Raw genomic sequence first — 12,762 nt, forward strand, 5'->3', positions numbered from 1 at the left:
TATAGTTTAAGACCCATTATATTTCGGGGATGATCAAATCATTCATATTTTGGCGCAATACGGGGCTGGATAGACGAATCACTTGATTTTCACTAAAGTACTCCATTATATATCGGTGGCATGTAAAAAATAAGATTTGCCGCTTTTCCGAAACTTTTTTCAATAACTCAAGCATCCGTTTTGTCCTCTCCGCATCAAAATTGACGAAACTATCATCAATGATGAGAGGGAATGAATCATTTTCAAAAGTATGATCAGCAAGTGCGAGCCTTAAGGAAACATAAATTTGCTCAGCTGTCCCGCGGCTGACCTCTTCAACCCTGAAACTCAAACCATCACTGCGCTGTACCAGAATCCCTTCTCCCGACTGATCAAGGATGATTTTCCGGTAGCTTCCATTCGTTAAAAAGGAAAAATGCCGCTCGGCATCAGCGATCACCTTCGGCAGGCGCTCCCTTTTATATCGGTCCAATGTTTTATTCAATAAGCTTTTGGCTATTGCCAATTTCGCCCATTCCTTCGCCTCTTCGTTAAAAGCAGCTTTTTCTTCATGAAAACGATGAAGTAAATCATCATAAATCCCTGAAACTTCAAGCTGTTTTATCTTATGCTTCGTATCCGCCCGCTTCTCTAATGAAAGGGATTTCGCCTTTACGGAATCCTTCCGTTTCTGTTCTAAATTCTCAAATGTATAAGTATTGGTCCCCTGTTTTAAATAAGATTGGATTTGATCAGGCAGCATTCTGGATTGCCCAATTTGAATGGTAATCAAATCAAGCTGCTTTTGTAAGGTGATTTTCTTTTCGGACAATGCAGCAACATGCCTGAATTCTTCCTCGTCCTTAACCTTCGCTAACTTAAAAAGCATTTCCATTTCTGCATCAAGATAGCCATTTTCCATCGTCAGCTGCTCGATTTCGTTCGTCAAACGGCTTCTTTCCTGCATCCATTGCGTTAACTGAACGGAGAATTCAACCGCTTTATTCAACTCCCGTTTCAATTGGCCAATCGCTTCCCTCCATGTGGAAGGTTCAAAATCAAGGCTATTTGCAAAATGAAATAAAGCCTTTGATTTACCCTCAAATTCTGCCCGGAGAAAATCATGCCTCTTGATTGTTTCATATTTCCTATCAACGGCTTCCTTCCATTTCTCAAGAAGTTCAAATACAGATTCAAGATTGATTTCCATTCCGGGATAAGACAGACCCCAACCGCTTAAGATGTTCCTCAATTCTTTATCCAACCGGTCCCTGCTAGCTTCCCAATCGGCATACTCCTGAATCGTCGATTCAAACGCTTCCTCCCTTTCTTCATATTTGAAACTTTCACTTTCAAAGCGCCTTTGGAGACGTTGGTCCAGTTCAAGCAGCCGCCCCATCGATTCTCCTTCACTCCCTTTATTGGTTTCACTCCCAATTGCAGCCCTTTTCCTTTTCATCTCATCCAATTGCCTGATATACCCGGACGATATATCATCACCTTTAAAGAGATACCTGGAAACCGCAAACAGAACAGCTACGGCTAGAAGTATCACACCCAACAAAATCTGTTCACTGAAATAACTCCCGATTGCACCTAAACATAGGAGCATTATTAAACTGCCATTCATGATATGTGAACGTTTGCGATTATCCGCTTCCTTCTTCCTCTGTAATCCCAATTGCTTTTCAAGTTCAAGTATTTGTTCATCAAGAATAAGGGATTGTGCTGCTTCAAATTCGATGTTATTCTGCTTGTTGTATAAGGACTCCAGCTCGATTCTTTTTTCATCTGGCAGTAACTGGGCCTTTATCTCCTTCAAGCGGGCTTCTGTCGTTTCCAGACTTCCCTTTTGCAGTTCATATTTCTCATCGAGCTGTTTTTTATCATTTTGGAGCTGATGCTTTTCCCTTTCGGCCCTTTTCACCTTTTCCTTCATGAATGTACTGATATCCAGTTTTCTTATTTCCTCATCAGAAACATCCAAGAATAATTCCTGCTTCACCTTTTCGATATTCTTTTCTTCCAACAGCCTTTCGTGTTCCGCTTTTTTCATATCCAGCTCGAGCTTCTCCAGCAATGTTCCTTGATCGATTGCATGTTCAATTTGCTCTTTATGCTCCTTGATGAATGGATTGATTTCGATTTCCGTGAGTTTTCCCTCAAGTTTGTCCTTTTTCTCAGTCAATGCCGCAAGTTGGGCTTTCATGGGCATTCCAACTGCCTGTAGCTGTTCAAGTCTTTTTAAGCCATCAACAGGAAAACTCACTTCCGGAATTTTACTTATTTCAGCCTCTAGCTCCCCCTGTTCTTCAACCAAGGGTTTAATTCGCAAAAATGTATCCACGTTAACAAGGTTTTCTTCAATCTCTTGAATATCTTCCGTGACTTTAGAGAGCTCCTCCTTAAGTTTTGCTTCTTCCTGAAGTAATGCCGTATATGACTGCTGTTCTTCTTCTGATGCTTTCACCTTTTTCTGCAATTCCTTAAGTTCTTTCAATTTCACATTCAGCAATGGTTTTTGGCCTGATGGCTTGAACCTTGAATCGAGCTCTTTTTGCAATTTCGTTTCGGCTTCAAGAAGTTTATCATTCCCGATCAGCCCGGCTGAAAGCAGATATTTACTCATCGTACCTTCACTTAGTGAATGTAATCCCTGCAGGCCTTGAAGGTCGAAAGAAAAAATGGCTTGGTAATAGTTTTTATCAACGCCATGAAGAATCTCATTCAATTCTTCCTCGCCGCCGACCCTTCCATCCTCGAAGGTCAATTTCACATCGCCAGTAGCTTTTCCCTTCACACGTTCAATAACGATTTCCCCGTCTTTTTTTGTTATAAGGCTGAGCCTTCCCCCATATTTGGCATGCATTTTGGGCTCGTAACGCGGTTCGTTTTGAACCTTTGTCGGAAAACCAAATAGCATACTATGAATGAAGGACATGATGGTTGACTTGCCCGATTCATTTTCCCCAAAGAAAATCTGCAGCTGTCCCAATTCAGGAAAACGCTGATTTTCCAGTTTGCCGTAACCATAAACATGGAGGTCTTTAATAATCAAATCCGTTCCTCCTCCTACACTCATTTATTCGCTTCAAAAATGTGCAAAAGCCATCTTTCCGCTTCATCCAACAGTTCGATCTGCTCTTCCGGCTCTATTGAATCGAGAAACCTTCTTGCTCCCGGATGAATGTAAAGCGGGGCAAGAGCAGCCTCCGTATCATCAAATTCAGAAGCAAGCCTGGATACCTCAGCCAGAAATGGCGATATACTTTCATTTGACCTATTCATAGGAATGGACTGGATGAGTTTGATTTTATACACCCAGACAAATGATTCCTCTTGGTCCTCCTCCTGCAAAATCCGGGTCAATTCTTCAAGATATTCCCCGGAAGCTCCTGCTGCATCACCTGCATCCAGCTTCAACTCCAAAAGAAAGCTTCTCCCATCGAAACCCTTCCGTTCAATTACTTCCTTGCATTGCTTGAACAGTGCATCAAATCCACCTTCTGCGGATCGTTCAATTGTTTCGCTTTCCCATATCACCTCAGAGGTTTCAATAAAAGAATGGCGCTTCATGTCCCCATCGAATTCTATAAGCATGCACCCTTTAACGCCTGACTCCTTTCTGTTCCTGCCTTGAATATTTCCTGGGTATATCACAAGCGGATCTTCCGAAACAACCTGATGTTTATGAATATGGCCTAATGCCCAGTAATCGAAATCTTTGGCAGCAAGTTCCTTCAATGAAAAAGGGGCGTACGGGCTATGTTCGGAATTGCCTTCCAAATTCCCATGAAGCAAACCTATATGATAATCGGCCCCTTCAGCTTTTATGTAGGTTTCGATCATTCTCTCCCTTACTTGACGGCGTGGATAACTGAATCCATAAAGATGGACAGTCGTCCCATCGATTTTTTCAAACCGTTTCACTCCGGTTTGCCCTGAAAATACGTGGACATTATCCGGCAGCTCCACAGTAATCCATGAGCCGCTGAGGTGATCATGGTTACCATGAATGATATAGGCAGGGATTTGATGCTGCTGGAGCTTTTCCATTTCGGTCCGAAAGCGGACCTGTGTCCGGAGACTCCGATTTTCCCCATCAAATAGATCCCCCGATAACACGATAAAGTCAACCTGACGGGAAATTGCTTCATTAATGATAGTTTGAAAAGCTTTAAACGGGCTTTCCCTTAATTCCTTTAATATAGATGACGGCATATCCTTCAACCCTGAAAAGGGACTATCCAGATGGAGATCCGCCGCATGAATGAACTTCACACCGCTCAAAAGTATCACCTCGATTTCTTTCAACATTTCACATTCAATTTTAACATGAACAGAACATACTTTCCCATACATTATTTTTATTACGTCATCATGCAGTATGGGCAAATTCAACAGGAAAAAGACCGAATGGCGAACATTGTTTCATTCACGGCATTCGGTCTTTTTCATCAATTAAAGATATCCATACTTAAATAGCGTTCACCATTATCCGGTGCAATGCATAATACTCGTTTTCCACTTCCAAGACGCCGGGCTTCCTGCAGGGCAGTCCAGACAGAGGCACCTCCTGAAGGCCCAATCAATATCCCTTCCTTCGAAGCCATATCCTTCATGGTGGAAATCGCATCTTCATCAGCCGCTTGAACGATTTCATCAAATACCTCTGTATTTAAGATGGCAGGGATAAAACCAGGGCTCGTACCCACTAACTTGTGGGGACCAGGCTTTCCTCCCGAAAGGACTGGGGAACCCTTAGGCTCGACAACGACAACCCTTAAATCCGGCAGATGTTCTTTCAAGGCTTCACCTGTACCGGTTATCGTTCCTCCCGTTCCAGCAGTAGCGACAAAAACATCCAGGTCTCCATCCATCTGATCCAGAATCTCGACTGCTGTCGTCACTCTGTGAATATCAGGATTGGCTTGGTTTTCGAATTGCTGCGGAATAAAGCTATTAGGAATCTCTGCGGCGAGCTCCTCGGCTTTACGAATGGCTCCCGGCATCCGCTCTGATGCAGGGGTGAGGACAACTTCCGCTCCGTATGCCTTTAAGATATTGATTCTTTCTTTCGACATATTATCCGGCATGACCATAATCGCCCGATATCCCTTAGCCGCGGCATTCATGGCAAGCCCAATACCTGTATTCCCTGATGTTGGTTCTATGATCGTAGCCCCGGCTTGAATGATACCATCCAATTCTGCCTGCCTGATTAAGTTGAAGGCAGCCCGATCTTTTACACTGCGGCTCGGATTGAAATACTCAAGTTTCACGAATACCTCAGCGTCACCCTCCGCTGTTAAATGATTAATCCTAACAACAGGTGTATCTCCTATCAATTCAGTGATATTATTAACGATTTTTACCGTCATTCAAAAAAACCCCCTTCGATCCATCCACTTCCAACATGCACTTTTACTCAAGTTTATTATATCATTTATGATTTTTCATTTTAAAGAAAGAATTCCTCTAGTATAAATAGGTTTTGTTTTCATTCTTTCCAAGCTTAAAGGAAAAAAACGATGAAGTTAGTTCGATATAGTTACTTTTTCAAGATATTCAGCTATGTATCAATATTCCTTGTCTTAATAGATTCACTCACATAACAATAGTCAAAATTGACAGATAATGATAAAATTTTTATAACAGTTGATAACATTTTTGATAAGGGAGTTTTGAAAATGAGCAGAATATACAAATTAACCGTTTTTGAACCGTCAGGGGAAAAACTATTGGATGAATCATTTACAGCCGAGAATGATGAACAAGCAAAAGAATTGGGACAAAATCTATTGAAGGAAAAAAACTATCAAGATCAAACACATCGCTGTACATCGCCTTCAGGCGCTTTATTGCTTTTTCATCGCTGATTGAAAATGGAAGCGCAATCACTGAGAATATGATCGAGTTTTCCATACTTTCCTTATATAAAAAAAGGCCGTCACTGGAAAGTGACGGCCTTTCTTATTCATTTTCCAATGAAGTTCGGTTTCCTTTTTTCCACGAACGCTTTTATTCCCTCTTGGTGGTCCGCTGTTTGGCGCATTTTCATCTGAGCAGCTTTTTCAATCTCTAGCATCTTAATTAATAGTGGGCGATTTTTTTCACTAAGGATCTTTTTCGTTTTAATCATGGCCTGCACCGGGCTTTGCAGCCAAGATTGCACTTTTTTCTCTACCGCATGTTCCAAGGTTCCGTCTGCCACTTCATGAATGAGGCCCTTTTCTTTTGCTTCAAGCGCTGTAAGCACTTTACCTTCCCAGATCAATTCTTTTGCACCCACTTCACCAAGACGGCGTTCAAGGAAGAAGTGTCCGCCGCCATCAGGGATTAATCCAATCCCGATGAAATTCATCGCAACCTTACTTTCCGAATCGGCAATAAGGTGATCCGTTGCAAGAGCTATACTCAACCCTAGCCCTGCAGCTGCACCATGAATGGCACTGATGGTCAATTTAGGCATGAAGTATAGGGTGGTCACCAATTCACTGATTCCATCCATCAGCTCATCGAAAGCGCTTTCTTTTCCAGGCGAGAGCATCATCTTAATGTCACCACCAGCGGAAAACGCTTTCCCATTCCCTTTTAAAATGACGACGTCCACTTCATCATTCTCGCTTACTTCCTTCAGGGCATTAATGAAATCATGCAGCATTTTCGGATTTAGAGAATTCATTGCCTCCGGACGGTTCATTGCAACAGTGGCCGTCCTGTCCGAATATGTGACTAAAACAGTGCCTGCAGGTGATGTCGATTCAATACTCAATTTATTTCCTCCTCTTTCGTTCTATGAATCTATTATATATTCATCAACCATTATGAGAATAGGGTGAAAAGTTATAATTAAACAAATATTACATTATTTATTGATATATTTATCCTGAAGCTGATCACGCAATGCCCTTTTCAAAAACTTCCCAACGCCGGTTTTCGGGATTTCATCCAAAAAGACCACTTCATCCGGCAGCCACCATTTTGCAAACTGCGGTTTTAAAAATCCGATGATGTCTTCCTGGGACACTTGCCCCTTGTATGCCTCCTTCAGGACAACACAGGCGATCGGCCGTTCCTGCCACTTTTCGTGAGGCACTGCGATTACCGCCGCCTCAAAGATTCCTTCATGGGCCATTAAGGCATTCTCTATATCAACGGAAGAAATCCATTCACCGCCGCTTTTAATCAAATCTTTAGTCCGGTCGACGATTTTCACGAATCCTTCTTCATCAATCGTGACTACATCCCCCGTATAAAGCCAGCCATCTTTAAACGTATCCCCTGACCGCTCATCCTTAAAATACTCATTGGCAATCCAAGGACCCCTAATCAGCAATTCTCCCATTTCTTTTCCATCAGGCTTCACTTCGCCATCCTTACCGATCACTTTAATTTCTATCATTGGCGAAACAAGGCCCTGCTTGGCCTTCAACTCATAAAGTTCTTCTTCAGGGAGGTCTTCCTGATAGCTTTTGGGTTTCGATATAAATACGAGCGGGCTTGTTTCAGTCATTCCATATGCATGCAGGAATGGTATCCCATACTTTTGTTCAAAGGTTTTAATCATGCTTTTCGGAGCAGCCGACCCTCCGCATAAAACGGCACGAATGCTGCTCGTATCATGGCTGCCTTCTTCCAGCTCCTTCAATAAGCCCAGCCATATCGTCGGAACCCCTGCTGCGATAGTAACCTTCTCCGTCTCTATAAGCTCCGCCAAAATCTTTGGGGTGAAATAGGGTCCTGGCAAAACCATCTTCGTTCCAAACCAAACACTGGCAAAAGGCATGCCCCAGGCATTCACGTGAAACATCGGCACGACAGGAAGGGCCACATCACGCTCGCTTATTGCTGTAGAATCGGCAAGCCCCAGTGCAATCGCATGCAGTAAAATTCCGCGATGAGAATAAACCACACCTTTGGGGTTCCCGGTCGTGGCGGACGTATAACATATGCCGGCAGGTGCATTTTCATCCAAGGTTTGGATGAATGGCTGTTTCGGATTTCCTTCGGCTAATAATTTTTCATAATGATAAACAGGTGAAAGGGTCGTTTCAGGCAGCTCATCTTTATCCGTCATAATGATAAACCCTTCCACTGTCGTTAACTCATCTTTAATTGCTTCCAAAAGGGGGATGACATCCGGATCTATCAATAATAATCGATCCCCCGCACTATTGACGATATAAGAAACATGTTGAGGGGACAAACGCATATTGATTGTATGTAAGACAGCACCATGACAAGGGATCGCAAAATAAGCTTCTAAATGCCGATGATGGTTCCAGGCAAGCGTTCCAATACGGTCACCTGTTTGAATACCGAATTTTTCAAGATTACTGGTCAGCCTTCTTGTACGCTCAGCAATCTCAGCATAAGTAAATGTGTGAATGCCACCATCCGTACGCGAAACTACCTCTTTCTTCGGAAAATATTTTTCAGCTCTCTCAATGATTTGAGTCATGATCAATGGAGTATCCATCATTACAATCTCCCCCTTATATTAAAAGCATGCTCATTATATATTCGACTAGAAAAAAAATAATCCTTTTTCCCTAGGTACCTTTTATGATTATTTTGAATCTTGCTTTATTTGATGATATTTTGAAATCAGTTTGACGACAAAAAGCGGATTCTGAAAAGGAGCGGATTTCTGAAATCAACTGGAATGTAATTTAAGAAAAAACGTAGGCTCATTCCGAAAAAATTTTAGATTAGGTTATTCTTCACGTTTTTTTCTGTAATCCTTAATGGATGGAAGAAATTTGCGACACTCCTGCCGAATTACTGGCTAGCCGAGACCCCACAAACGCTTGCGTCGAGGAGGCTTGGCAGACAGTCGGCGGAAAGGGAGCGGATTTCTGAAATCAAACAGAAACATTTATTAAGAGCAGATTGTGAAAAGTTTTTTTAAACCATCTAAATCCAGTGGTGCAGTTCCATGACAATTTTTTATGTTTCTTTCTAGAAAAAAGAGGAAATAGTAAAGATACAATTATATTTAGAGGGAGCTCATTTATGGTAAATAAAATAAACGAAGAACTAGAAGCTTATTGTGCGAGTGAATATTCAAAGCTATCACGGGTAATCGTCTGTGAACCTCATTATATGGAAATCCGGGAGATCATTAACGAAACACAAAAAGAGTTTCAAGAAGAAAATATCGATCAAGCGCTTGCCTTGGAGCAGCACGCACAATTTACAAAAGCTCTAGAACATGAAGGGATAGAAGTCATAAAACTTCCGCCTCAATTTACATATCCGGAACAAGTCTTTACGAGAGATATCGGTTTCACTCTTGGCGAAACCGTTTACGTAGCTGAGTTGGCAACAGGTATCAGGCAGGGTGAAGAACAAATATTGAAATCCTGGCTCGAAACGAATGGTATTTCATATTTCAACCTCCTCAAAAATCATATTGAGGGCGGGGATGTCCTTATTGACGGAAAAACCATCTATATTGGAATCAGTGAAAGAACGGATGAAACATCCGTCAAGCATCTTCAAACCTTATTACCGGAATACGAGGTCATAGCGGTTCCTTTCATTGAAACATTCCTTCATTTAGACTGTGTTTTCAATATCATATCACCGACAGAGGCGCTTATTTTTCCAGAGTCCTTTACAAAAAAAGAGATGGATATATTAGCTTCACGTTATGACATGATTGAAGTGACGAAAGAAGAACAATTCACTTTAGGAACCAACGTGCTTTCGATTGGGAATAAAAAATTATTCAGTCTACCCTGTAATAAACAGGTAAATAGTCAGCTTCGTGAACGCGGATATGAAGTCATTGAAGTCGATATAAGCGAAATCATCAAGTCCGGTGGCTCTTTCCGTTGTTGCACCATGCCACTATTGAGGACAACAAAAAAGAAGACTGATTCAGCCTGAGCAGAATGAAAGAAACCGGACTAATATGGAAGTCCGGTTTCTTTCTCCTTTTTGTTGTCAAATATTAATTTTCAATGGAATTTGCGACCACCCCTTAAAAGGCTGGCTGCATTATATAACTCTGATGATAGTCGGGCACATGAGAGTTCAAAAATGCTTGTCTGGAAGTCTTTGAAAGTAAGGATCTCTTCTATACATCAATTAAGCAGTCTTAATATAATTTCAGAATCCTTTCTATTTAACTGTACATACTGGCTATGTTCATCCTTTGTCAATTCTACAATATTTTCATCCGTATTAACCCAGGCATAATATACGGAAATTTCACCTTCGTTTTTCTGATCATTAAAATAAAAGATGAAGTCCGCCTTAGGATGATCCTTCTCCAGCGCGAATTCTTCCCAATCGGCATTCTTTATTATTTCTTTGGTTTTTTCTGTTTTCCCCAATTCTATCTTTTCTTTATATGCTTCGAATTTGTAGTGTTTACCTTCATATTTTTGAACGGAAATATGTTCTTGCTTTGTTGTGCAACCTGAAGCCAGCGTTATTGATAATAAGCAAAGGCCAACCAGGAGCGGTTTCCTTTTCATGACATGTCATCTCCTTATACCCCAATGGATTAATTATCCAATATTTTTCATTATACTAGCCCACGCAAAAGAGTAATAGGATGTTTGTCGAATTACCAACAGTAAAAAACCCTCAAGTTTATAACATGAGGGTTTTTGAACCTTTATCCCTTGGGCATATGTGCTGCATTCAACCAAACCATACAGAAAATAATTCCTCGTTGATGCCTAGATTGTACATATAATAGATTCCGAAAAGCGTGCTTATCACACCTGTCAATCGGATGAGTAAGTGATTGACTTTTTTGGAGGAAGAGCTTGTGACAAAGGGGATGCTTAAAATCGTAGTGAACAGAAGCATGCCTATACAAGTACCTACACCAAATATGATAATGTAGATTGCCCCCTGCCACGCTGCATCTATCGTACTTAAAGTAAGAAGGACCATTGCAGCACTGCCTGCAAGTCCGTGGACAATTCCCACTAACATCGATTTCAGATATGTAGCCCGGCCTGTATGGTCATGCTGCTTCGTTTGCTTCCAAGAAAAAATCGTCGTGATACCTAAATATACCAGCATGATTCCCACAAGAAATTCCAATGACATTGCCCAAGCTTCCGGAATTTCGTTTTTCAAAAGGATTAGGATTACACCGAACACCAAAAGAGTAAGTGTATGCCCTATTCCCCAAAATACGCCTGCAAGTGAAGATTTCCATATTTTCTTGCTTTGGCTCGCAATCGTAGAAACGGCAATGATATGATCGGGTTCCAGAGCATGCTTAATGCCTAATACAAATCCAATCGCTAAAACAAGCAATAAACTCATTTCCATAAAACATCGCCTTTCCCTTTACTAATATTTACGATAAAAAATTGGATCCTTCCGAAGGATCCTCCTTCGGAAGAGATCCTCACAAACTGAAAATGCCTTTTCTATCTGTTGAGTTTGATTTGCCAATACCCGCAACATCAAACCACGTATTGGCAGCCGGGAAAAACCTATTCTAACATTGCTTCCTAATGGAGAAAGCATTTCATCGAGTTCGGTAATGAATTCCCCATCCACCTCTTGATTTATCAATAATAGCGAGCCAAAATGACTATATCCTTCCAATAAAAGTACAGTGTCCATCTCGTCTGAAGGATTCAGAAACAAGTGGTCCATCAACAGCCTTTTACCATCCTGAAACACGTTCATTTTGGAGCGGATCCAATCATATGTGAATGCCCCTCTACTCTCTGACCATCCTGGTGTAAATATATCAGTCATCAACAATCCCGCTCCGCTTTCCATATGTATCGTCGTATCCTGAATATATCGAGCAGATTCATAGGCAATTACAGGGTCCTGCACATAGGTAAGGAAACTTTCCTTTTTTAAAACTAACTCGGTTTTCTGCACTGCCGGCTCATCCCTCGTTTTGTATATCTTTGTCGCAGACTGCGTCGTCAATGTTATTGTAGCCCCTTCTTCCAAACAAAAAAGCTGATGGTACTTGTCACCACCTACATAGCCGCCTCCAACATGAATGAGAAAATAGGTAGGTGAAAGTTCATCAAAAAACACAGGACGGGACAATTTGAATGCCCCGTCATAATAAGTATCACTCACTATCGTTCGAGCATTTTTCAGTTCCGCCTTTAAGCGAATGCTGCCTGTCCAACTCACTGCTCAAGACCTACTAGAAACGCCTCTGACTTTATCCAGTTCACGACATCAGTCAAACCCTTTTCGTCTTTTAAGTTAGTAAAAAAGAAAGGTTTATCCCCTCGGGTCGTTAATGTATCCCTCTCCATCACTTCCAGGCTTGCTCCTACATAAGGGGCCAAGTCCGTTTTATTAATGATGAATAAATCCGATTTAATCATTCCCTGGCCACCTTTCCGGGGGATTTTCTCCCCTTGTGCGACATCAATGATATAGATAGAAAAGTCGACGAGTTCAGGGCTGAAGGTCGCCGCTAAATTATCACCGCCGCTCTCCACAAAAATCAAATCCAGTTCCGGATGGAGTTCCATCAACTCATCAATGGCTGCAAAATTCATCGAGGCGTCCTCACGTATCGCTGTATGAGGACAGCCGCCGGTTTCCACACCAATGATCCGATTTTCAGGAAGTACACCATTTTTCATTAAAAACAGCGCATCTTCTTTTGTATATATATCATTCGTTACAACTGCCATGCTGAAGTCATTTTCCATTACCCGTGTCAACTTCTCGACAAGCATTGTTTTTCCGGCACCAACTGGGCCGCCTACACCTATTTTGACTACTTGTTTCATCTATTATCGATTTACCTCTATGAGGCAA

General features: G+C 41.6%; 11 protein-coding genes. 2 read left to right on the forward strand and 9 right to left on the reverse strand.

Annotated elements, in window-relative coordinates; all coding sequences use genetic code 11:
- Positions 1 to 16: 16 nt before the first annotated feature.
- From AC1DIV_RS13310 to cysK, 3 genes are all read right to left on the reverse strand, one after another.
- Positions 17 to 3,037, reverse strand: a complete 3,021-nt coding sequence (locus tag AC1DIV_RS13310; protein ID WP_340875184.1) for an ATP-binding protein — start codon at positions 3,035 to 3,037, stop codon at positions 17 to 19.
- 20 nt (positions 3,038 to 3,057) lie between these two features.
- Positions 3,058 to 4,260 carry a metallophosphoesterase family protein gene (locus tag AC1DIV_RS13315; RefSeq protein WP_340878464.1) on the reverse strand — a complete coding sequence of 401 codons (1,203 nt, stop codon included), beginning with the start codon at positions 4,258 to 4,260 and terminating at the stop codon, positions 3,058 to 3,060.
- A gap of 176 nt (positions 4,261 to 4,436) precedes the next feature.
- Entirely contained in the window at positions 4,437 to 5,360 is a 924-nt protein-coding gene (gene cysK, locus AC1DIV_RS13320) for a cysteine synthase A (protein ID WP_048677955.1), read from the reverse strand.
- A 309-nt stretch (positions 5,361 to 5,669) separates the two neighbouring features.
- Between cysK and AC1DIV_RS13325 the strand changes: the two genes are divergently transcribed.
- Positions 5,670 to 5,858, forward strand: coding sequence for a YhzD family protein (locus AC1DIV_RS13325; protein ID WP_048677954.1), 189 nt, complete (start codon positions 5,670 to 5,672; stop codon positions 5,856 to 5,858).
- 98 nt (positions 5,859 to 5,956) lie between these two features.
- Here the strand turns inward: AC1DIV_RS13325 and AC1DIV_RS13330 are convergent, their stop codons facing one another.
- Positions 5,957 to 6,754, reverse strand: a complete 798-nt coding sequence (locus tag AC1DIV_RS13330; protein WP_133348856.1) for an enoyl-CoA hydratase — start codon at positions 6,752 to 6,754, stop codon at positions 5,957 to 5,959.
- Positions 6,755 to 6,847: 93 nt separating this feature from the next.
- Positions 6,848 to 8,464, reverse strand: coding sequence for a long-chain fatty acid--CoA ligase (locus AC1DIV_RS13335; protein WP_340875175.1), 1,617 nt, complete (start codon positions 8,462 to 8,464; stop codon positions 6,848 to 6,850).
- 533 nt (positions 8,465 to 8,997) lie between these two features.
- Here AC1DIV_RS13335 and AC1DIV_RS13340 point away from each other — a divergent pair.
- On the forward strand, positions 8,998 to 9,876 hold the full coding sequence (locus tag AC1DIV_RS13340; RefSeq protein ID WP_340875173.1) for a dimethylarginine dimethylaminohydrolase family protein: 879 nt from the start codon (positions 8,998 to 9,000) through the stop codon (positions 9,874 to 9,876).
- Positions 9,877 to 10,073: 197 nt separating this feature from the next.
- Here the strand turns inward: AC1DIV_RS13340 and AC1DIV_RS13345 are convergent, their stop codons facing one another.
- The 4 genes from AC1DIV_RS13345 to ureG all read right to left on the reverse strand — a co-directional run bounded on the left by AC1DIV_RS13345 (position 10,074) and on the right by ureG (position 12,734).
- Complete coding sequence (locus tag AC1DIV_RS13345; RefSeq protein WP_323597920.1) at positions 10,074 to 10,469, reverse strand: hypothetical protein; 396 nt, start codon at positions 10,467 to 10,469, stop codon at positions 10,074 to 10,076.
- A gap of 169 nt (positions 10,470 to 10,638) precedes the next feature.
- Positions 10,639 to 11,283 (reverse strand): sulfite exporter TauE/SafE family protein, encoded by a 645-nt coding sequence (locus AC1DIV_RS13350; protein WP_095392715.1) that lies wholly within the window; start codon positions 11,281 to 11,283, stop codon positions 10,639 to 10,641.
- Between the two features lie 21 nt (positions 11,284 to 11,304).
- A complete protein-coding gene (locus AC1DIV_RS13355) occupies positions 11,305 to 12,120 on the reverse strand; it encodes an urease accessory protein UreD (protein WP_340875164.1) in 816 nt (271 codons plus the stop codon).
- Complete coding sequence (gene ureG / locus AC1DIV_RS13360; RefSeq protein WP_048687385.1) at positions 12,117 to 12,734, reverse strand: urease accessory protein UreG; 618 nt, start codon at positions 12,732 to 12,734, stop codon at positions 12,117 to 12,119. Before ureG ends, AC1DIV_RS13355 begins: the two co-directional genes overlap by 4 nt.
- Positions 12,735 to 12,762 lie beyond the last annotated feature (28 nt).

The organism is Peribacillus sp. 05N428 (genome assembly GCF_056397085.1).